The sequence below is a fragment of the Gallibacter sp. Marseille-QA0791 genome, from assembly GCF_965119705.1.
Taxonomy (GTDB): Bacteria; Bacillota; Clostridia; order Peptostreptococcales; family Anaerovoracaceae; genus Lentihominibacter; species Lentihominibacter excrementipullorum.
On record NZ_CBCPMH010000001.1, the window covers coordinates 690,608 to 713,660 of the forward strand.

Sequence of the window (23,053 nt, forward strand, 5' to 3'; positions counted from 1 at the left end):
CCGGCTACGAAGTGGAACGTACTTCAACTGATTGATTGTTCGGTCCTTCGCTCCATCCCCATTACAGGAACTTCTTCACTACTACGACCTCTGCTGACTTCTCACAGTTCGTTGTTACTACGGATAGTAAATCCGCCTGTGAGACCTCCCCGCTTAAGGTGCGGACTCTTTCCCTCCATATACCTGCCACATTTACTGGTACTTCCAGCAACTTTTGGACTTCGATGTTTCTTGCCGTCTTATCCGTATTTCCCAGCCTTATATGTGGTTTCTGTCCGTCAAGTCAGAGGTTTGCCTACAGCTTCCTTCAGATTTCACCTCACGGTGAACACCCTTGCTGTTCAGCTATGTGCTTCGTCGTTGCCTACGCGCACTCGGGACTTTCACCCGTTAGAGCCCGCCCATGGCGGGCGAACAAGAAACGCGCCAGCCGATAATTTAGGCTGGCGTGTTGTTTATGAGAATAGATTACCACTGTTTTAAGCATATTTCTAAAAATTATATATAGCCTCTTTAAAATACTCAATATCTTTCTTCAGAGATTCTAATTCATTACGCACCTCATTCAAATTAATATCAATCGATGAAATCATCTCCTCATCACTTCCTCCTCTTGATGAAAACCAGCCTGTCTGTTTCAGAAAAGGCCTCGGAAAATTCGAAGCCAAATCCATTATACCTCCTGACGCCTTCCAGGTCAGCTATGTTTTGTTCGGCCAGAAATCTGACCATGTCACCGCGGGCCATTTTTGCCGGAGTAGCCTTCTGCTTCACTTTGCCGTCGACCAGCTCCCCAAAATCCACCGTCACGAACCTGCATTCCGGACCGACATACTTTTCTATGATCTGAGAATACTCCTTCGATGCCAGATTCAGGATCGTGAAAGGTTCACCTCCGCTCTCAGCGGCGATGGAATCGTAGATCTTCCTGCCCCAGAACTCGTAGAGATCACGACATCCGCCCACGGAAAGCCCCGCCTGCATTTCAAGGCGGTACGGAACGACACCGTCGAAAGGTCCCAGCATACCGTAAAATCCTGACAAGATCCTCAGATGATCCTCGATATACTCAAGAGCTTCATGGGAAAAGACCCCGGGCCCCATATTCCTGTACTGGATCCCCTCGTAGGAAAAGACAGCGGGAGTCAGATCCCGCTCCAGATCCATTTTCGCGAAACGTTGAAAATTCAGCTCTGCCAGCTTATCACTGCACTTCCACAGCGCCTTCGCCTCGTCGAAGGAAAGCTTTCTGATTTCATCCATAAGCAGCTTCGTTTCATCAAAAAAACGCGGAAGCCCCCTCACTTCATGGGACTCCCTGTCTACATTCATCGTCTTCGCAGGTGAAATGATTATCTTCATCTACAGTTCCTCCAACATCTGAGCAGGGTTATCCGCTGCCTTCACCTTACCGAATGCCTTGACGATGATGCCCTCCTCATCGATGAGATAAGTAGTCCTGACCACGCCCATGGATATCTTTCCCGCGGTCTTCTTTTCCTGCCAGACGTCATAGGCCTTGATGGCCGCCAGTTCCGTATCGGAGAGCAGCGTAAAAGGAAGGCTGTATTTTTCCTCGAAACGCTTGTGAGAAGCGACGCTATCCTTGCTCACTCCGATAACGACGGCGTCCTTCTCGAGAAAATGCGGATAGAGTTCCGCGAAGCCGCAGGCCTGTTTGCTGCAGCCCGCCGTATTGTCCTTGGGATAAAAGTAAAGGACCACCTTTCTGCCTCTGTACTCCGCCAGGCTGTGCATCTGTCCGTTCTGGTCCGGCAGTTCAAAATCCGGAGCCATTGTTCCTGTTTCTAACATGATCGTACCTCTTTCTGCGTCTGGGGTTGTGGATAATAGGGTAAAAATCAAAACTGAATAATATGCTTTTTATCACCTTTTTATATCTCCAACTCCACAACTCCACTCAATTCTCAGTATATACTTTCAACTTTATCTATATCTAAACTTATCATACGCCTTAAAACTCGCGTAAACAAATTATATCAAAAGTTTCCATCAAATTCGTTTGGGTTTTAATAAAGAATTGTATTAACAATATATCACCATTATAGCGAGACCCCTCTACTCCCCTGCATACTCCTCATACACCACTTTCCCATTTTTGATTTCCGACTTCATGAGGGACGCTCTTGTCACACGCATCTCAGCCTTCGGCAAACGTGTTCCGCCCGGTTTCCTTGCAGCCTTACGCACCAGCGTTATGTGCGGAACGAATTTCTTGCTGTCAAAGGGTACGCCTGAAGCCCTCAGCGCTCCCCGCAACTCCTTTACATATGCGTTCAGCTCTCGATTTTCCTCCACCCCGGCCCAAAGAAGGTTTCCAAAATTCCCGCACTCCGAGAGCTTCAAACTGAACTTCGGACCCGGGATGCTCTCAATGGCCTTCTTCACCCGCGCCGGATCATCATATTCTCCGATGAAGGCCAGCGTCAAATGCAGATTTTCAGCCGGGACGTAATTTCCCCTCACACCCTGCCGCTTCATATCGCGCATGCACGATAAAAGCGCTTTCCTGACTTCATCAGATAATCTGATGGCAATAAATAACCTCATATTCCATACAGATCCCATACAACGGCACCCCTCTTTCACTATCGTCTATCAGAAAATCGATCTCGCAATTACCTCTTTCATTAGTATAAAATAGGTCCATAATTCTGACGCTCTACTCTCTGTCATCTTCCAGAAGGCCATATGCTCTGTAATATGATATCATGTTCTGATATTGCAGCTTATCCGCAAACAACTGACGGTACGTGGCCGTTTTTTCTTTACCATCCGCTTTGAGCCGCGCCATCTTTTCCGTTGTCGAATCGTACTGAGAAAGTACGGCATCCAGCATTTTCTCAAAAGCCTCCAATCGCTTTTCATCCATATGAAGACACCTCCCTGACCTGGTGGATACGCAGATACTTATTCCTAAAGCAATCAAATGTTTATTCCCTGATACCACTTTTCTGTTAGTCTAAATATTTATATTCCAAGCACTTATCTATTACATCTCAGATATGCAACTGCACATTACTCTGCCACATCAACAAACCGTTTGAAATACTCCCTCAAATCATCATCGCATACATAAAGATATGTCCCTTTAATCCCTCTGGTCATGAGAGTCAGATAAATATTGAGAAGATATTCCTTTAACGCTTCCGGGTCATTAGCTACTCCTGATTTTCCCTGTTGGTCGAAATAATGATCCTTATCAGCATATATCTTTCCCGTTTCTTTATCATATTTTATATCTTCACCTATGATAAGCCCCACATAATTGAGGTCGTACCCCTGTAAGGTATGTATGCATCCTATTTCGTTCACCGCGTTTTTACTTGCTATCCAGTTGTTATATGTAGAATTCCATCTGTATTGATGTCCTTGTATCTCGATATCATATGCCTTCTTGTTCCTTTTTGATATCCATCTCCATGCATAGCCTGCCGCGTTGCGGCAAAGGCCAAGCTCCGCATCCTTTTTCCTGACAGCTTCGATCATCCTGTCTACATCTTTGTAAAGCCTGAAATCATAATTATCGAACCTTCTCTTTCTCGACGCGGATCCTGACAATATGCCCTTGATGTACTCGATATAATCGTTGCCGCCTTCACATCTCCATTGCGTCTCCAGGTTTAGTTCAATGACCTGTTCATCGTATTTTTCGCGTCTGTTATGCAATATGCTTCTGAAATCATCTGCGTCGATGTCACATGGCCGGACGGTCTGAAGTTCGTCGCGAAAAATGATCTGATTGCGGCTGCAGGTCATCAACCAGTCGAGTTCGTTCCCTCTCTCTTTTGGAAATCCAAGGGCCTGCGTACAGCTATCAAATTTAGGGTATGAGCTCAGATGGCCTCTATATCGGCACTTCAGCCTGTGAGCCTCGTCTACTATCAAAAGATCGAATTTCTCTCCGCTTCTCAGATATTCATCGACAACCTCTGTCGTACTGTAAACCATACTTTTATCTAAATCCCGCACGCTTCCGAATACATCCATTATTGACGACTTAAGCGTCGCCTGTGGAAAGACTATGCCTATTTTATTGATGCCATTGATTTTCGCTGCCGCCCTCTGCATATCTATATCTTCATCACTATAATCATCGTGCGTTATCTCCATTTCAAGTCGACTGCTGATATCCGCGAAAAGTTTCATGAGATATACTGCGAGGATAGTCTTTCCCGTCCCCGCTCCGCCTCTTACGAGAACCGTGACTCCCTGGTCATCATCCGTATGATCTATGAATGTTTTGAGGATGTCTCTCTGCGCTTCAAGCTGCTCCTCGCCCAGACTTTTATACGGGGAATACTTATAGAGTGTAGAATTCTCTATTTCATCGATGGTGTGTTCCACCAGCCCCTTCGACTTGAGTTCTCTCCAGATATTGACGAATATCTCCTCGTAGAAATGCCTGTTGTAATAATCGTGATCCTGCAGACCGCCGTTCCCATTCTGTAGTCTGAATTTTCCATCCGCACTCATATGCTTTATGAGAAATGATTCGAGATCGAGAACCACGGATTTATTGAAGTTTTTGCCGCTGATAAGCATCATATCTTCAAGGCTCCGCCTCTGTGGATTCAGCCAGTGCTGGCTCATTCTTATAGATGCATGATGAGTCTCGCCTACATACGCTTCTTTATTATTGCTGAGTATATAAACAACAGGCCAGTTTTCTCCCACTTGCTTGTCGTAGTGTGTTATTCCTTTCAGTTTTTCAGCTGTTTCTGAATCGAATTTAAGAGAATTAAACGACGCCATAGATCAGTCTCCTGTTACAATTTCGTATACTTCGTGCTGACGCCCCGGGCTTTATCTACAGGATATTTCTTTTTTGTCTTTTCCAGTTTATCCAGCACTATCTCCTCAATATCCGCATCTATCCTGTCCGCCAGCATGATACAATAGGAAAGCACATCAGCCAGCTCTTCACACACTTCCGTCCTGTTATAACTACTGTTCCACTGAAAACATTCCAGAAGCTCGGCCGCCTCAATACTGATGGATTTCGCCAGATTCTCTTCCGTATGGAACTGATCCCAGTCTCTTTCCTCATTGAATTTTCGTATTTCATCTATTACTTTTTGCATTTTGCACTCCATTACTCAATCTTTTACGACAAACGGTGCTTTACCGCCTGTCTCGCCTTTGGATATAGCTGTACCTCATCGAAAATCACCACAGATTCGCCCTTATGCAGATTTTTCCCCGTTACAGCCTGTAAGCGAAGGAAAAGTCGACTTTCCCACTCGTCTGGCACCTTCAAGCAAAACAGCATACCTGTCCGCATAATTTTTCTTCCGATCCAATAATCGGTCATATGCCTTTCTCTTAAAATACATATCTCGCCCTCCCGCATGAATATACGGTACCACTTCATTTACATTTGTTCAATATTATTATCATAAAATATGTGCATTTCTTCAAAATTACTTTAGGTTAAAATCTGCGCTTCTTCAGAAATTTTGACAGTTTACTTATCGATATCGATACTGTCAACGCGATTATCAGCACGACGAAATAACTCCAAAATCCAATCGTCACAATATCAGCATATATACCGTAAAAACATATTTAAGATATACCAAGTAAAATCGGGGGCAGAAACCGCGTAAAACTCTTGCAGCTCATCTCAAATGAAAGAAAGCCGTAACCAAACACCGGGCCGGACTGCCCCTGTTTGTATCGCGCAACAATAACGAATGACGGAGAACCATTACCTGATTCATCCGCCATTTTTCAATGCATGAAGAAAGGGCTGTGCCCTAACGCTTATTTCTCGCTAATGTGACAGCCCCTTATTTCTCTCTTCTATCTCATCTGCTCTTTTAAAAAACATACATTTACGCTTTATTTCTTCTCAGCCCTATAGCTGCCGCTCCTGCCACTATTGCCATAAGCATAATCCCTGTAAGAAGTCCAAGATCTATATCGTCTCCTGTTTCAGGAGCTTTTCCATCGGCAGGCTTTTCCTGTTGCGGCTTGTCCGAAGGCTGATCGGTTGGCGGAGTTTCTGGAGCAACTATTTCTATAGTTTCACCAATGTCCAGAACCTCACCATTGACTGATATTGTCGTATCTGTATCATTGGTAACGGTTACGCCTGCCGGCGCTTCTATCTCTGTATTCTCCGCGGCACTTATAAACTTGACTATTGTTCCTTCTGGAGCATCTTTAATGGCTTCATTGATATTTCCAAGTCCTACCACTGTTTTAGTAAGATCGTCCTGTGTAATTTCAGCTACATCAGATGCCACAACATCAATGCTTTTATCGAGATTATCAAAGATTCCTCCGGCAACCTCTATTTTGCCACCATCATTAGTAGCCACAAGTCCATCAAACTGTCCGTTTTCTATGTATACATTTACTTTCTCTATAGCTTCCTCGTCATTCTTTTCCGGATTATTTGCAACCAAAGCTGACGCTCCTGAAAGATTCCCGTTCTCTATGTTTACAGTTATAGGAAGTTTTGTCGTATGCTGCGCAACAGCCAGCGCCGCCCCCACAGTCGTAGTCCCGTTACCATTAGGATCTACTGTGGTCGGATCTCCGGTAGCTATGATATTCGCACCGTTGGAAATGTTAACAATCCCAGCTCTTACTTCTATACCAGTTTCTCCTGTTATAGTTCCACCGTTGATATTCATCTCACCGATTTGAGGGTGGTAAATAGCAGCGGCATTCTTCGATGTAAGGGTTGAATTGTTTATATCTATCTTTGTGCCATGAGCAGCTCCGTTGCCGCTTACAGCGAAAGCTGACATGGTGATGGTGGAGTTATTGATCTCTAATGCCGCGTCTCTGTTTTCGAGGTTATCATTTACTGTATCGTTTTTATGTTTTCCAACTACGATAACTCCAACAGCTCCATAAGTTTCATCAGCCTCAGTATTTGCCACCTCAGTAATTGTAGAATTATTTATAACGACATTCACAGGATCATCAACAATCCCATCCTCATCAGCATCCACTGAGGCAAACGATTTTATACCGTAATTATAATCGCTTGTACCGTTTGGTACTATAACTTTCAGCTCAACATCATCGAGAGTCAGATTGCCTCCCACGGCCTGTATTCCCATACTTCCCGGAGTCTGTCTGATAACTTCGATGACCCCATCTTTAAAAATCGTATCGACATCCCACGGTGAAAAGACATAAGCATCTGTATCTGATCCTGTTATAGTATTGCCTGACAGATCAAAAATCAAAGATTTATCTAAGCGTATCCCTCCAACTTCTGTATTGCTAAGCAACGTTATTGTGTCCCCATCTTCTGCTTCTTTTATGGCAGCTTCCAGCGTCGGATATTCATGTCCATCTATCGATGCCACGTTTCCATTTGCCGCACTGACACTCATCGGTACAGCCATCATTAAAGCCAAGATAAGCACTGTAATTCCACTTAACAGAAACTTCCTCTTCTTTTTCATGGTTCACCTCACACATCATAAACATTTCCCGTTTTTGTATTTGAGTTTTTCATCTATAACTGTGTATATTATACATTATTACCCCCCCCAGTCAATTTGTTTTAACATTTTTTAGCATTGTAAGCGGTTGTAATTATCACCAAAATTTCTCCGGATACAAGATCGCAGACGGGCTTCTTAAATACTACAAATTTCATTGTAGTGGCAGGGATAAAGCATTTTATTAGAACCACATCCATTGCGGCATCTCTTCCGCTCTCATAATATTCGTAACATCTTCAGCGGTAACTCCTTTCACGACATTTTCTTTTAAAACACGAAAGCATTTTTCACATAAACAAAAAGCCTGCAACCGTTACGATCACAGGCTCTTTTGGCGGAGAAGGTGGGATTCGAACCCACGTGCCCGGAACGGACAACCGCATTTCGAGTTTTTAATTAACATGACAGATAGGCTGTTATTTCCGGTCGTTTGAGGCAGTTACGTCTACCCTCTGATGCTGTAAAAATCAATTGATTACGGCATTAAAGGGAGAAGATCCATTGAAAATTAAATGAGTTCAAAGCCAGTCGGTTTTTGCCCCGTTTTTTGACCTTTGGGCAGAACTCCGGGCAGAATCGGACAGAACAAAATTCAAGGGCAATACATAAATTTATGATAAAAATGGGCAGAACAAAGTTCGAAGTTATTACATAAATGCGGACGGTCTCTTTGCTGATATACTTCTGTTATACTTTATTGCCAACTTCCCTAATGATTTTTTGCCAATCTGCCGAAAATCTGTTAGCAATTTATGACCTTAAATCAGAACTTCATATTCTCCGTAACGTTTACCGTTTTTACGACGGATATAGTTCTTTTCCTCCAAGGATTTCATTATTTTTTTACCGTTCTAAGTGATCTGCATGATGTATCTGCCAATTCTTGTTGCTTAGTATCAGAATTTTTTACAATAAGTTCTAAAATAACCAGTTCTTCAAAAGTGCAATTCAAAGTGCCAAATTGACACTTTGTAGTTCCAATGGTGGCACTTTGGGAAATGTTTTCATCCACAAAATCGGCGTGTATATAGCGGTTTTCAATTCGTGGTTTGTACCTAGCAGAAGGTTTGCGAAAAACAATCCTAAAAATTTTGTGGTGAAATGAATGCCTTTTTACAATATGATAATTAATTATTTCACTTATTATATCAATTACTTCTACATCTAAAGATCACAAATATATCTATCCTTCGCTTCTTCTCAATGCTTCCTTCAAAAGCAACATCTTTGCCTATGCTCTTTATTAATTCGGGGGTATCCTTAATCGCAATAACTTCAAAATACTGCCCGTCGGTAAAAATCACATACCTAAGAACATCTCGTTGGTTGTAGATATACTGCAGTGGTTCTTTATCTCTATTAAGTTGATAAAAACCTATAAATCGCCCTTTATTCATTTTCTTTCTTCTTATGACATCCGGAGAAAATCCGAATTCGTCGGACAGGCTTTGATATGTACGTCCATCCTGGATATGTAGATTTATGATATGTTCTTTTAATTCCGGTTCACAGTAAATCATAACATTCATTCCTTTCGCTTAACATTATTTTACAAAAGTTACTTCACTATTACAATTTACTTATACCAGCTCACAAATGCCCTGTATGCGTAAATATTATCCCCTCTTCCAGTGTTCACCGGTTCGATTGGTTTTCCATGGTTTCTCAAAACATGCAAGAAAAACCGCTCTTCCGACTGTTCGCAACAGCGAACATACCCGGAAGCTTGTATACTGCGAGCGCTAAGCGCTTCTCAAAGATGCAGCCCACACATCCGCAGCAAAATGCGGCTTTTTATTACCCATTTCACACCCGCAAACGGGCGATGTCAGAGACAGACTTTTCTGATATAATATTTTCTGATATAGTATATATGTACCGGGAAACTAGAGGAGGTCTTTCCAATGACGCGAAAACACACGGGAAAACGAATCGGATCAGTTTTGATAGCTGTGATCATGGCAACGATAACACTCCCTCAACTGAGCACGGAAGTCTGCGGGACAGATACGCCGGATGAATCGGAAAAGCTGGATAAAACCCTGTTTGCAACTGTTGAAGATCTGAAGACGTTTAATACTGCCGGCGATACATCTTCTGCAAAGGTATACTTTGGAAGCCGCGGAGATCGTAACTGGTGGATAGCGGGAAGTCAGAGCCCTGACAGTTTAACACTGCTTTACGACTATGTTATGTTATATAATCAGAATTTCGCGACGGGAGGATATCCCCCTGTAGAGTATGATGAAGAGTGGGGATGCGTTTACCCATATGGGGCTCCGGAAGAGGTCAACTCATGCCATTACGGTCGCAGCCTGGTAAGGGAAAAGTTGCAGGAAGAATTTGAAGGCAATAATATTTTCACAAAGGGCGAAAAACTTATGATGAGACGTTCGACCATCTATACCTGGGATTGCCTAAACGAGGAGCCATATTATACAAAAGACTATCTGTATGCACCTTATGTAACTCCTAATGATACGGTATTCTTTAAAGACGACCCTAATGCCAAAATAACTGTAGGAGAAAACAGTATGGATGACCTGTCCGGCGGACTGCCTGTTTTTACCGGTCATACCTCTCATTTTGGTAATAAGTATTTAGGCTCAAATAAGTGGTGGTTTCGTGCTCCTTATGGCGGGTGGATGGCTTTGGAATATGCTGCTACTCCTTCTCCCAGAACTAAATTTGAAGAAGTCTGGGACTATTCAGGCCATTATGTGAAGCCTGCCTTTAAATTAAGTCTGTCGACCGTTACATTTGCATCTGCCGCACCTGCAGCGACGGAAGAAGGTAAGATGACATTTGCTAACGCAAATGGAAACGGAGACGGAGCTTTTACGCTGCGTTATCTTTCTTCCACTGACAGGTGGATGGCAGAGGTGTCCAATGATGGAGAAAAAGTGACTATAACCAACACACCCGCAACAGTCGCCTATCTGGTAGTGCAGGACAGCGAGGGAGCCTATGCGAAAAAAGTCACTGCAGGAGAGGACGAGGTAACGATTACTGCGGAAAACATGAAAGAAATGGGCATGGAGGCGGACAACTTTAATGCCTGCGAGGTTTGGCTGGAAAAAACCGATACGGATAATCGGATCACATATGCCATGAGGGCTGCACATGGACCCGGATATAATGTAGAGATTTCTGCAGGCACTGGGCTTGCAATATCTTCAAATAACGGAAGCCAACCAGTAAATTTAAACAACCATATAAATGAAATTACCGTAACCGTAAATGAAGGATATTCTCTGCCTGAGGATTATATTAAAGAGCTTAACGAATCAATCAAGCTGAAAGGATTGACGGTAACTGAAACCGATTATGGCTTTAAGATCAGCGGTATACCATATGGAAATATAGATTTCACACTGCCTGCTGCAACCTTCATTATAGACCCGCCTACTGACCTGACTGCCGTTTACGGAGACAAGCTGTCGGACATCAAGTTGCCGGATGGCTGGACATGGGAAGATGAAAATACTCCTGTCTCTGTAGGAGAACAAATATATCCCGCTCATTTTGATGTTTCGTCTTATACCGAAGATTATGATTTTAGTAATGTGGATGGATATTACGCAAACGGTGAATATGTGAAACGCAATCTGACATTATACGTTGACAAGGCATACAGTACTCTCGAGATCGCAACCAAAAGTCTTAACAAGGAATACGACGGCAAGGCTGTCGAAGCTCCTGAAATAGCTAAGGAAGGAAGCACAGGAGACGTTTCATTCACATGGTGTAAGAAGAAAGAGGATGAAGGAAAGGAAGATAACCTGCCGGATGGCTATGAGAAAATTTCTTCTGCACCGACAGACGCAGGAGAGTATCTTGTTATTGCAAGTGTGGAAGATGACGATAACTACAAGGGCGCTGATGCCGGATTGGCGTTTACCATCAGTCAGGCGGCAAATGAATGGACGCAGGAGCTTTCCATCAAAGGCTGGAGACAGGGAGACGGAGCAAATGCTCCGACAGCCGCTGCGAAATTCGGAGATGTTTCATTCACATACAGCGACAGTGAAGACGGCGAATATACCGATACCGTCCCTACAGACGCCGGGACATGGTATGTGAAAGCGGCGGTAACAAGCAGCAAAAACTATACGGGACTTGAAGCAGTCAAAGCCTTTGAGATCAAAGAAGCTTTGCCGGGCGGCGGTAGCGGCGACGGTGACAACGACGGCGGCAGCGGCTCCGCACCGACAGGCGATGACATCGATATCGCTCTCTGGGCGGGATTGGCAGGCTTTGCGGCTCTTGGCGCCGCCACCGCAGCTCTTTTCGGAAGAAAGAAAAAGATGAGATAAACAAGTGCATATTATAACACAGGGGACTGCTCATTAACACATAACCCGTTAATGCGCAGTCCCCTTTTATGTCCATACAATACCGGTAAAGACATTAGGCTGTTTTCTTCATATCAGCCGTCTGCATCGCTGCAGCCTTTACCGCAGCCAAAGCCGCATCCCTGCTTGCAGGCACACTATCCGGCAAGCGATTTTCCGCCCGCCTGCCACCATTATATCCCCGGCTTCCTTTTCGGTCAATCACCACAGCTCCATGAAATATGAAGATTGATGCCCAGCAGACGGTCCTGCGACGACTAAATCATGCGAATTTACGATTGCACCTCTCATACATTTCTTATTCAGCCGCAGAATACTTCAACGGATATGCAGTGTACTGGTCAAGTAAAATTGTAATACCAACAGGGAATTTTTAAGCAACCCTGGCAGGAAGGGTCCCACCATTGTAAAAGCTTTCAAATATTTACTTATTACTTTGCGAGATCTTCCGTCAATCTTGTCTTCATTTGAAATCCAAGCTTCAATATCAAAACCGTGTGTATCAAAAAAATCTTCTAGACCATCACGGATTGCCTTTTTAAAGAAAACTTTTGCAGATTCGAGATTAGACGAGCTTGGAGAACGTATGAAGCCCGGATATATCACCGGTCAGTTTCCTAAATTCCTGGAGAAACATGGTTTCAGACATATGCGTTTCCATGATCTTCGTCATTGCTCGGCAAGTCTCCTTCTTGCAAATGGAGTTCAGATGAAGCAGATACAGGAATGGCTCGGTCACAGCGATTTCAGCACCACAGCCAACATATACGCTCATCTTGACTATTCGTCAAAGATTTCTTCTGCTGAAGCTATGACAAATATACTTGAATTGCCTGATGACAGCTGCTTTGAAAGCAAATGGAAAAACTGCTGAATATAATTACGATTTTCGATCCGGTACAACCGGTATTTTTCAAAAATCGCAGAAGTTCTGCCCGGGTATTCAGCAGTTCTGCCCACTGAAAATCGGGTAAAAACAGCGATTTCCAAAAAATTCAAAAGCCTGCAACCGTTACGATCACAGGCTCTTTTGGCGGAGAAGGTGGGATTCGAACCCACGTGCCCGGAACGGACAACCGCATTTCGAGTGCGGCTCGTTATGACCACTTCGATACTTCTCCATATTAAATTCACAGGCCAGACCAAAATCACTGATCCAGCGAACATTAATTAGTATACATTAAAATCGCTCCCTATGCAAGATGTAAATTGCTTACTTACGCGAGTTGGGTTTATTTGCCGGATTGTGCAGGACGGCCACCCCGACAGCGGAACTGCTCGGCAACGGAGTCCATTCCGGCCCGCAAAATCCTCTCATTGCCAGTCCATTACAGACATTTTTGATTTTTAGGCTTTTATCTGTAAAATTCAATGGGGTTGAAGGTACTGGACTATCTTAGTCAAGGGGAAAAAGGAGATTTTGCGGTGTGTGAGCAGGAAGTCGATAGGCGGAGAGGCCGCAAACGTTGAAAATTTTACAGACATTTCGCGAAAAAAACAAAACATCTGTAAACGCAGCCCACCGTCCCCGACAATCGCAACGAGCTCATGGCTCTCAGCGGTTCCCAGGCACGATGAACCTGAAGGCTTTCGGCTCCATCCAGAACTCTACCTTCCTTTGAGTCGTTATCTCCCCGTCGGTGCACAGCCGCAGACTTTCACCGTTGGCAATGACAGTCAGCGTCTTTTCCTTCGTGTATCGTATCACATCATTATCCCGGATCTGTTTCTTTTCCATATGAACGCCCTTGGAATAGCTGGGGAACAACGCCATAAAAAACCGCCGGCTCATGTCGTTGACGACGCTGACGTCCATCAGTCCGTCATCCAGCTTACAGTACGGCACACCTTTCACACCTCCGCCGCAGTAGCAGCCGTTGGCGATGGCGATGAGCAATATCCTTCCTCCTGCCTCCGTGCCGTCGCTGTAAAGTATCCTCAGATCGGCGCCTTTTTTCTCTATCAATATTATAGCCACCGATATCATATAAGCCAACGTTCCGCCCACCAGCGGCCAGCGTTTCACTCTGGATGTCATATCCACCACATTGCAGTCGAAGCCGATGTTGAACATGTTGGCGCAATATCCTTCCGTCACCATATCCTGATGCTCGGCCCTGTATCCTATCAGATCGCAGCTGACCGACCGGCCCGTCAGCTGCCTCTCCATATCGAGAAAATCGGAAGCCGTCCCATAATTCCTTATGAAATCATTGCCGGTGCCAAGAGGCACTGCTCCGACCTCCACATGAGAAAACCCAAAAGCGCCGTTGACTACCTCGTTTATGGTCCCATCCCCGCCGCAGGCGTATATTCTCAATTTCTCCGACCCTTTGCCTTCGGCCCCGGCGCTCTGACGACAGACCTCTTCTGTATACCTGACTCCGTCCCCGACTCCCGTCGTGCAGTAGACCTGGTATTCGATACCCAGCTTTTTCGCGGCGGCCTTCAGCCCTTCCATGAACCGCTGCTGCTTTTTCCGCTTTCCCGAATTGGGATTGACGATAAAATAATACTTCAACGCCACCTCCAAAATTTTCTACCCTTTTAAAAATACCACACATAGGGTACAATATGCTATAGAAAATTTTACTGTTGACATATATCGAGGAGGAAATAATGGATCAGAGAATAAAAAAGCTGGCGGATCTGCTGGTGAACTACTCCTGCGACCTGCAGGAAGGGGAAAAGATACTCATCTCCTACGAAGGCGACTGCTGCCGTCCTCTGGTAAAGCAGCTGGTGAAAAACACCTATGCCCGCGGAGGAAAGCCTTACGTGGAGATCAGCGACTCGGAGATCACCCGGGAAATACTGCTGGGCTGTGATGAAGAACAGATCAGCTTCATGAATAAGTACAAACTGGCCCAAATGGAAGGCATGAGCGCCTATATCGCCGTCAGAGCCGGAAACAACACGTCGGAGCTGTCGGACGTGCCGCCAAAGCAGCTGAACATGTACAGCCGCCTCACCAGACCTGTTCTGGACAGGCGCGTCAACGAAACGAAATGGGTAGTCCTCAGATATCCCAACCCCTCCATGGCTCAGCTGGCCGGCAGCAGCCTGGAACGCTTCGAAGATTTCTACTTTGACGTCTGCACTCTTGACTACGGCAAAATGAGCAAAGCCATGGACTCCCTGGTCGCCCTCATGGAAAAGACAGACAAGGTGGAAATCAAGGGACCTGGGACGGACCTGACTTTTTCCATAAAGGGCATACCGGCCATCAAGTGCGACGGAAAGTGCAATATTCCCGACGGAGAAGTCTACACAGCTCCCGTGAGAGAATCGATGAACGGCATCATTTCATACAACACGCCGTCTGAAGAACAGGGCTTCACCTTCGAGAACATCGTCTTCGAGATAAAGGACGGCAGGATAGTGAAAGCCACATCCAACGACGATACCAGGATAAACCAGCTGCTGGATACGGACGAAGGAGCCCGGTACTTCGGCGAATTCGCCATCGGTGTCAACCCGTACATCCTGGAACCTATGAAGGACACCCTCTTCGATGAAAAAATAGCAGGCAGCTTCCATCTGACGCCGGGCGCAGCCTACGAAGATGCCTTCAATGGCAACAAGTCGGCAGTCCACTGGGATCTGGTGATGATACAGCGTCCTGAATACGGCGGCGGAGAAATATACTTCGACGGCAGGCTCATAAGAAAAGACGGCATCTTCACTCTGCCTGAACTTTCCTGCCTGAATCCTGAAAACCTCAAATAAACTCGCAGGTGACGGGGGCAAAAGCTAAAGGCTCCCCATAGACCAAGACCGGCGCCCAGGGCTTTTGCCCCGGCACGCCGGCCTTTTATCGTCACCGTTTTTTACAGTCAGACGACATCCGCTCCATCATCTCAGATCGTTGTCGTCAAAACCATCCCAGTCAGACCAGCTTTCGGTCTCCTCAGATGCTTTCTTCTTCGTCTCTTTATCTGCTTTCCTGCCACTGCTCATCCGTTCCATCCTGCTCATGGGCCTCTGCTCATCTCCATAGGTTTCCGGCCGATATCCGGTATACTGATCAGATCCATCGGACGGCTCATCAGTCTCTTCTTCCGAAGCAGGAGCGGCCTTCTTTTTCTTCTTCCTGGCCAGCAGAACAGCTATGATGATGATGAGTATCAGCGGTATGGCGATAGCTGCTGCCATCAGCAATGTCACGCTGCTTTCACCATTGCCCTCATCCGGTTTCTCATCGACTCCGGAAAGCTCCGTTTCAGCCACCGGCTGGTCAGGAGATGTGGTCTGAGTGATGATCTCTTCCTCCGCTGCGCTTCCCGCTATGGAAACGGTCTTGGATGCCGAAGGCGTTTCTCCGATATAAGCTTCATTCAGATCGTAAAGCTCCCTGGTCGTCACCTCCAGCACAGTATCCCCTTCTGATATAGCCTGAAACTCGATATTGAACGTCACACTGCCGTCAGTACCCCCACTGCTCAGCTGGATATATCCCGAGTTCCCCGTACTGCTTCCTCCTGATATATACGTCAGCTTATCAGTGTCATAGGTAAGACTGGCATCTACCCGCCCTATGTTGCCGCCGCCAAAAGTGACGGCAACGGTAAAGGTATCCCCGCCTTTTACATCATCTCCTCCGCTGAGTGTAACAGAAGATGCCGCGAATACCCGAGGCGATATCAGTGGTATCACCAGCGCCAGTACTGCTATCAGCACTATCAGCCTCTTCAATATCCTCTCTGTCGTTCTTTCCTTATCTTTGCAATACGTCATCGCTTGCCCCTTTAACTTTACTCATCCTTATCCTGTGTCTCTGTTTCGCATTTTTTACATACTCGGCATTCCGTCCACGCCACGCGATCTGCCTATGGAAGCTGACACGCAGTGGACGGCATGCTGCTGTATACAGGTATTTCGAATACCACAGGATAGTTATCATTACTGCTGTAAGCTCTCTTGACTATGCTGCCTTCGCTGGCCGCGCCGGCCACATTGGTCATGTACTGGTGAGTACCTACCTTGCTTACACCGTTTTTCACATTGAACTTCTTAGTATAGTATGAATCCTGATTGTTGGAAACATACTCCTCCGAATAGAACATCGCTCCGCCTAATATGGATTTATACGGCGTGTTCCACGGTCTGGAATAGCTTGTAGCGCCCACTCCTGAGCCCTTAGCGTACCAGAGACCTCTCTGGATGGCATTCATGGTGCTGGTAGTATATGCCCCTATATTGAAGAAGTTGTAATAGCCCTGATATCCCGGATAAGTTCCCGATACCAGACTGCTTCCGCTCCATCCCTGCTCCTGTATGATCATTGCCGCCAGCACATTAGGGTTGACACCTCCATTCTTTCCCGCCGCGTTTATCAACGTCGAATAGGAGCTGTATCCGCCTCCAGGGTTTCTGCTCTGCATGAACGAGCCCTGAATAACTGCCGCTACCGTGTCGGCACTCTGAGAGCCGCTGTCATATCTGTGGGTCATGAACTGATATATGCCGCTCTCCGTCAGGAAATTCCTCGGATCCATATAATACTTCACCACAGTAGGACTGGCAGCATACCAGCCTCCGTCAAAGGTCGTCCACGTCTTTGTTGAGGAGTTGTAGGAACCCGGAGCCGTGGATCTGTATGATACAGGTGATGACGCGCTGACCAGATTGGTGGAAACGCTGGCCGTTTCCCTGGCAATGGCATCCGACCATGAATATCCTACATTGTATGCCTTGAATACCCACTGAGGATGAGCCGCGTGGAGCATCCTCAGGCCCGGTTTGTAGCTCTCAGGGAATCCCTGAGCCGTCATATAACTTTCAAAATCGCTGTCGGACGTCACTGTCTTTACGGACAGATAATCGGAACACAGATATCCCACCTGACTGACGCTGTACTGATATGTGTACCATACCTTGCCATCGCTGGCCTTCTTAGAACCCGTGACCGTTATGGTCGTCCCCTTGGGCAGCGTCGTCAGCCGCGTATAGCTTGTCCCTGCTCCCGTCCTGACATTGAGTCCGTCATTGGCTGTTACCGTCCCCATCTGGAATGTCACAGGCGAACTGGATGAACCCTGATCCGTATCCTCATCAGAGCTTCCCGGATCGCTGTTCTGAGTGACCTTCACATAGGAGCCGGAAACATATCCCAGTCTTCCATTGTATGTAAGCTTGTACCATGTATTGCCTGAGCTGTCTTTCGCATTGCCTATTATTGTGAAAGTCTTACCCTTGGCCATGGATCCGATAGTCCCGTAATTAGTTCCCGGACCGCTCCTCACCAGCAGCGGATCAGACTTGGTATTGACAGTACCGATAGCGTTTTCCGTCTCCTCGGTAGCTCCTGAAGATGTCTTGATGGTCACATAATTGGAAGAAACATAACCTGTCTTCCCATTAAATGTCAATCTGTACCACCATGTCCCCGAACTGTCCTGAGCTTTTCCCGTCACGGTGAAGGTCTTGCCCTTGGCCATGGATCCGATGGTCCCGTAATTAGTTCCCGGGCCGCTCCTCACCAGCAGCGGATCCGTCTTTGTTGCCACCGTGCCTGTAGTTCCAGTCACTTCTGTAACACCTGACGATGTAGAAGTGGTCTTTACATATTTGGAAGAAACATAGCCTGTCTTTCCATTGAAGGAAAGCGTATACCACCATGTCCCCGATATATCCTGCACCTTTCCGGTCATGGTGAAAGTCTTTCCTTTTACCATCGTTCCCAGACTGCTGTAGCTCGTTCCCGGACCACTTCTGACAATGAGCGGGTCAGTTTTTGTATTTACCGTCCCCTGAGTGTTGGAAACTGAAGTTACCGTATTCTGTTTTATGTTAACATACTTCGATGATACATAACCGGTCTTCGAACCGTACTTCAGCTGGTACCATACCACCCCGGAAGAGTCCTTCGCAGATCCGGTAACGACAAAAGTCTTACCCTTCGCCAGTGAGCCTATTTTAGAATAGCTGGTTCCCGCTCCGGACCTGACATACAGCAAGCTTGCCGTGACCTGGCCTGTTTCGCCGGCCGCGTAGACTTTGCCGAGATCCGTCAGCGGCAGCCCCGCGAATACCGACACCGCCATCATGACAGCTATGACCGCCGCAGCCCTCCTTTTTCTTTTAGAAATATCCTGTGTTGACATAATCCCCTCCTCGTTTACCATGTTTTTGCCCTGTATATTAAGTAACTCCAAGCATTTACCGCGTCATGATTATACCTTATAAACGTTGAAAAGTCAATGCTTTCAACGATTTTACATCACTTTTATGAGCATCCATTTTAAGGAAATTTTACATTGATTTCAAAAATTATTTGAATAACCCTTCTGTCACTTGTATGTGGCGAACATATCAAAAAGCCTGCAGACCATTTCGATCTTCAGGCTTTTTCACGCGCTCACGCCGCGCTATATCATATCCTTCTCTTTTCCCCATACGCCCTTTTCTCCGGAGCGATCTTCGATTCGCCGAGGAGCTCCATTGTCCTGTCTTCTTCCGCCACATCTATCAATACCGCGAAATTGCAGCTGTTCCTCATATGCACCGGTGCCCTCACGACCCTGTTGTCTATCTGATGTCCTGTCAGTATCTGAGACACCTTCACCGCGGCGTAATACCCGGAAAAGAAAAGGTAACAGTTTTTGCCGCTCAAGGGAATCCCTCCATCCTTTCAAATCATTTTTTTAATCATACGGATGTATGTAGTGGCAAAATCGGCTCGTTCCACCTTCCTGTCGGAAACCAGCCTGTATCTGGCGGTTTCTTCATCTCCTTCCAGCACGACCATGGATCCTACCTTTTCTCCCTTTTCTATAGGCAGCTCCAGATTTTCATCTATTTCCACCAGTTTCTTCACCTGGTCCTTTTCACCCTTTTTCACAGTGACTCCCAGCGGATCTTCTGATACGGCAAAAATTTCCGTCTGATCTCCCTTTTGTACCGCGACCTTCTCTATCCTCTCACCGGCCTTCGCCAGTTGTACCGTCTCATACCCGGCAAAACCGTGATCCAGCAGCCTGGCCGCCTCGTCGAATCTCACTTCGCTGCTCTCGCAGCCTAATACCACACTTATGAGCCTCGTCGAATCTCTTTCCGCCGCTCCTGCAAGGCAGTACCCCGCGTCATCGGTAAAGCCCGTCTTGACTCCGATCGCCCCGCTGTAGCTTTTTATCAGTTTATTGGTATTGGTCAACGTAAAATCGCTTTCCTTTCCCGGCAGACCCACCTTTATATCCTCCTGCCACGCGGTGAACCAGTCCCGCGCGTCCTCGAACTCCATCAGCTCCTGCGATATCATTCCTATATCATATGCGCAGGAATAATGATTTGCCACAGGAAGACCGTTAGTATTGACGAAATGACTGTCCTCCAGACCCATTTCCGCCGCCTTCTGGTTCATCAGCTCCACGAAGCTTTCCACACTTCCCGAAAGATGCTCGGCCAGCGCCACACATCCGTCGTTGGCACTGACCATTATCACACCTTTAAGCAATTCTTCCACCGTATGCTTCTCACCCGGCTCCATATACATCTGACTGCCGCCCATAGACGCTGCCCGTTCTGAAATGATGACTTCATCCTCCGTGGATATCTTCCCCGATTCACACCCTTCCAGGATCAGGAGCAATGTCATCACCTTCGTCACCGACGCAGGCGGCAGGTGCTCCTTCTCATTCTGCGCGAACAGCACCTTCCCACTGCTGCCGTCGATAAGTATTGCCGACTTGGCGCTTATATCCAGGCCACTGTCATCTTCACCGCCTCCGCTGTCCTTGCCCGGGGCATCACCTCTCTGCGACACAGCCGCATTCCCCGAAACAGTGGCTGTGTCATCATCGACGATAGTCAGCGACCTCTCCTCCGGCGCGAACTTATCTATCCCCATGAATCCTCCGGCTATCAGAAATACCGCGGCAAGAGCGCCGGCCACCGCTTTTTCCCACTTTCTCAGCTTTCTTCCCACGAAAAAAAACCTCCCTTCCCCTTGAATATATGCCGTCTTCCAAAGAAAAAGAAGGTCTTCACAAAAAATCAGTCTCTCCCGTATCGCCGGTTCCTGGCACACTCTTACAAAATCAGATCTGCAACCATTTCGTCGGATCCGTCCATAGCTTCATACCGAAATTATTCAGTATAAAGATCGGCTATCTCTCCCATATCTGGTAGCCAGATATCCGACGCGTCCACGAAACCGCTGCTATCCAGCGACTGTCCTCTTATTGTGGCAGGGATCTCTCCCTGGAGCTGTTTTCTGACACTTTCCGCCCTCAACAGGCAAAAATCGGTGATAGTTTCCACTCCTTCCTGAAAATCCTCATAAGAGCAATACGCCGTCGGATCTTCTTCCACATACGGCGCTATCATACGATATACTTCCGTCACCTTTGCCTGAAAATATCCGTTCTCGAAATATTCCTCCAGGAACATGTCGTAATATCGGTGATACTGCCTGTGATACTCGTCCACCTTCATGATATTGTGAAACAGAGGCCGCTCCATCATGATCTGTCCGGAAGCCGGGGTATCTATGGGGTAGTTGACATACAGCTCCGCGTCGTTTATCGGCTCCGGCATCCCCAGCGAATAGGTGGCGAAAGCCAGGTTGTAATCCCACGGAAGTATGGTCAGTATACCATCTCTTTCATGCAGAAAATAATTGTGACCCGTAGGTCCCAGATAGCTGTCGAGATTCACCACAAAGCTCTGTACGGCAAAATAACGCAGCGCTCCGTCCACGTTCACAGCTTCTGAAAGCTCTTCCCCATCCTCCTCCGTTCCTCCGGAAGCCTCGGAAAGGATCTTCAGCGCGTCGATGAGGCGCTTTCTGTCATCATCCGATATTTCCGTTCTGGCGTTCCTGAATATGTTGTCGTAGCTTTCGAAGCTGTCATCGGTATATCTGAGCGCTACGTCGGCGTTTTCCTCCTCCAGATACCTGTAGTCAGGCTTGTACAGCTTCCCCTGATCCCGGCCGTATACCCTGCGCAGGAAAGCATCCTCCGGTTCTTCGACAGCCAGGAACAGCCCCCATGCTTCCCCGTTGACCGTCACCCACACATAACTGGTCATCGGCGCCGGGACACCCATCATCTCCATCATGTCGTAGGCCAGATAATTTTTCATATAGCTGTTGTCCTGAAAGGATGCGTCCAGCGACATCTTGTCCAATCCATGATAAGTGCCGCTGCCGTAATGGTCGAATTCCAGCTTCAGGCTGTATCTGTCCAGCCCATACTCTGTCACCAGTCCCAGTGAATTGTTTCCCTTGGCTCTGAGGCCCACATTGCCATACATTTCACCGTCTATCGCCACATCGCATTGCACGTACTCCTCTTCCGGCGCTTCTGAAATGAAGCCTTCCCAGTCCTCCACTTTCAGATCTATGCTGTGTACCCTGCTGTCATCAAAGAGCCTGGAAGCGTAACCCGGCTCAGCAGCGGCACGAGTCACACCAATATCGTCGCTCCACAGTGCGAAGGAGATCACGGCGAAAAGGGCGGCAACTGCCGCCCCCACGCATATCTTATCTGTATGCCTGTGCTTCAGCATCCATATCACCCCATGTAATCACCGTTGTAGGACACCATAACGGTGCTGGTGACGCCGTCCATCTCCGCCAGCCGGTTGACGAAGTCCGTATTCCCGTCCCTGAGTCTCACTTCGTAGTTGAGCTCTATGGAGCCGGGCGTCACCGTCTTGCTCTTCAGCGACACCTTCCCGGCCATCTCCTCCACCAGCTTCAGAGATCGTTCTTCGCTGTCGCTGTCCACACAGTGGATCACCAGGATATAAGGCCTGTCGAAAGTCTTCTTCTCTGAAAATATCAGGAGTACGATACCGATGAATATGCTGCCGGCCACCGCCAGCAGCAGGAGCCCGGCAGCCAGCACGATACCTGCCGCGATGCTCCAGAACAGAAAGACGATATCCATCGGGTCCTTCACCGCCGTCCTGAACCTTACTATGGACAGCGCGCCCACCATTCCCAGCGAAAGGACCACATTGCTGCTGATGGCCAGTATCACCAGCGCAGTTATCATGGTCATAGCTATCAGCGATATACCGAAACTGGCGGAATACATCACTCCGGAAAAAGTCTTCTTATATATGAAAAAAATGAAAAGTCCGTCGGCAAAGGCCAGCGCCAGAGCCAGACTCATATCCACCACACTCACCGCATTCACGCTGTCTATGAAATTGGATGAAAAGATCTCCTGAAAAGTCAAACCGCACCTCCTGATC

At 46.9% G+C, this 23,053-nt stretch carries 19 protein-coding genes and 1 tRNA gene; 3 read left to right on the top strand and 17 right to left on the bottom strand.

The annotated features are described in order from the left end of the window. Window positions 1-600: 600 nt before the first annotated feature. The 9 genes from yaaA to ACQY69_RS03205 form a co-directional block, all read right to left on the bottom strand. Window positions 601-1,362 (bottom strand): peroxide stress protein YaaA, encoded by a 762-nt coding sequence (gene yaaA / locus ACQY69_RS03165; RefSeq protein WP_428258542.1) that lies wholly within the window; start codon window positions 1,360-1,362, stop codon window positions 601-603. Next, a complete protein-coding gene (locus ACQY69_RS03170) occupies window positions 1,363-1,815 on the bottom strand; it encodes a peroxiredoxin (RefSeq protein WP_428258543.1) in 453 nt (150 codons plus the stop codon). 264 nt (window positions 1,816-2,079) lie between these two features. Continuing rightward, window positions 2,080-2,571 carry an RNA 2',3'-cyclic phosphodiesterase gene (gene thpR, locus ACQY69_RS03175; protein ID WP_428258545.1) on the bottom strand — a complete coding sequence of 164 codons (492 nt, stop codon included), beginning with the start codon at window positions 2,569-2,571 and terminating at the stop codon, window positions 2,080-2,082. Between the two features lie 112 nt (window positions 2,572-2,683). Then, complete coding sequence (locus ACQY69_RS03180; RefSeq protein ID WP_428258546.1) at window positions 2,684-2,893, bottom strand: hypothetical protein; 210 nt, start codon at window positions 2,891-2,893, stop codon at window positions 2,684-2,686. Between the two features lie 146 nt (window positions 2,894-3,039). Next, window positions 3,040-4,776: a DNA/RNA helicase domain-containing protein gene (locus tag ACQY69_RS03185; protein WP_428258547.1), complete on the bottom strand. Its 1,737-nt coding sequence runs from the start codon at window positions 4,774-4,776 to the stop codon at window positions 3,040-3,042. Between the two features lie 14 nt (window positions 4,777-4,790). Next, on the bottom strand, window positions 4,791-5,105 hold the full coding sequence (locus tag ACQY69_RS03190) for a nucleotide pyrophosphohydrolase (RefSeq protein WP_428258549.1): 315 nt from the start codon (window positions 5,103-5,105) through the stop codon (window positions 4,791-4,793). Window positions 5,106-5,207: 102 nt separating this feature from the next. Then, on the bottom strand, window positions 5,208-5,357 hold the full coding sequence (locus ACQY69_RS03195) for a hypothetical protein (protein ID WP_428258551.1): 150 nt from the start codon (window positions 5,355-5,357) through the stop codon (window positions 5,208-5,210). Between the two features lie 501 nt (window positions 5,358-5,858). Continuing rightward, a complete protein-coding gene (locus ACQY69_RS03200; protein ID WP_428258553.1) occupies window positions 5,859-7,451 on the bottom strand; it encodes a hypothetical protein in 1,593 nt (530 codons plus the stop codon). 1,190 nt (window positions 7,452-8,641) lie between these two features. After that, on the bottom strand, window positions 8,642-9,013 hold the full coding sequence (locus tag ACQY69_RS03205; protein ID WP_303794834.1) for a hypothetical protein: 372 nt from the start codon (window positions 9,011-9,013) through the stop codon (window positions 8,642-8,644). A 384-nt stretch (window positions 9,014-9,397) separates the two neighbouring features. Here ACQY69_RS03205 and ACQY69_RS03210 point away from each other — a divergent pair, with 384 nt between their 5' ends. Both ACQY69_RS03210 and ACQY69_RS03215 read left to right on the top strand, forming a co-directional pair. Next, window positions 9,398-11,809, top strand: a complete 2,412-nt coding sequence (locus ACQY69_RS03210; RefSeq protein WP_428258555.1) for an MBG domain-containing protein — start codon at window positions 9,398-9,400, stop codon at window positions 11,807-11,809. A gap of 496 nt (window positions 11,810-12,305) precedes the next feature. Continuing rightward, on the top strand, window positions 12,306-12,722 hold the full coding sequence (locus ACQY69_RS03215; RefSeq protein WP_428258557.1) for a tyrosine-type recombinase/integrase: 417 nt from the start codon (window positions 12,306-12,308) through the stop codon (window positions 12,720-12,722). A gap of 157 nt (window positions 12,723-12,879) precedes the next feature. On the opposite strand, the gene ACQY69_RS03220 is transcribed toward ACQY69_RS03215, so the two are convergent. Beyond that, window positions 12,880-12,969, bottom strand: a tRNA-Ser gene (locus ACQY69_RS03220). Window positions 12,970-13,403: 434 nt separating this feature from the next. After that, window positions 13,404-14,369, bottom strand: a complete 966-nt coding sequence (locus ACQY69_RS03225) for a diacylglycerol/lipid kinase family protein (RefSeq protein WP_428258559.1) — start codon at window positions 14,367-14,369, stop codon at window positions 13,404-13,406. Between the two features lie 95 nt (window positions 14,370-14,464). Between ACQY69_RS03225 and ACQY69_RS03230 the strand changes: the two genes are divergently transcribed. Then, complete coding sequence (locus ACQY69_RS03230; protein ID WP_428261009.1) at window positions 14,465-15,577, top strand: aminopeptidase; 1,113 nt, start codon at window positions 14,465-14,467, stop codon at window positions 15,575-15,577. Window positions 15,578-15,703: 126 nt separating this feature from the next. On the opposite strand, the gene ACQY69_RS03235 is transcribed toward ACQY69_RS03230, so the two are convergent. The 6 genes from ACQY69_RS03235 to ACQY69_RS03260 form a co-directional block, all read right to left on the bottom strand. Beyond that, a complete protein-coding gene (locus ACQY69_RS03235) occupies window positions 15,704-16,585 on the bottom strand; it encodes a hypothetical protein (protein WP_428258560.1) in 882 nt (293 codons plus the stop codon). A gap of 92 nt (window positions 16,586-16,677) precedes the next feature. Next, a complete protein-coding gene (locus ACQY69_RS03240; protein ID WP_428258562.1) occupies window positions 16,678-18,954 on the bottom strand; it encodes an SH3 domain-containing protein in 2,277 nt (758 codons plus the stop codon). A 269-nt stretch (window positions 18,955-19,223) separates the two neighbouring features. Next, window positions 19,224-19,463, bottom strand: a complete 240-nt coding sequence (locus ACQY69_RS03245) for a putative Se/S carrier-like protein (RefSeq protein WP_428258563.1) — start codon at window positions 19,461-19,463, stop codon at window positions 19,224-19,226. 18 nt (window positions 19,464-19,481) lie between these two features. Continuing rightward, entirely contained in the window at window positions 19,482-20,774 is a 1,293-nt protein-coding gene (locus ACQY69_RS03250) for a D-alanyl-D-alanine carboxypeptidase family protein (RefSeq protein ID WP_428258565.1), read from the bottom strand. A gap of 161 nt (window positions 20,775-20,935) precedes the next feature. Next, window positions 20,936-22,360 carry a CotH kinase family protein gene (locus ACQY69_RS03255; protein ID WP_428258567.1) on the bottom strand — a complete coding sequence of 475 codons (1,425 nt, stop codon included), beginning with the start codon at window positions 22,358-22,360 and terminating at the stop codon, window positions 20,936-20,938. A 5-nt stretch (window positions 22,361-22,365) separates the two neighbouring features. Further along, window positions 22,366-23,037: a DUF4956 domain-containing protein gene (locus tag ACQY69_RS03260; protein ID WP_428258569.1), complete on the bottom strand. Its 672-nt coding sequence runs from the start codon at window positions 23,035-23,037 to the stop codon at window positions 22,366-22,368. Window positions 23,038-23,053: the final 16 nt, after the last annotated feature.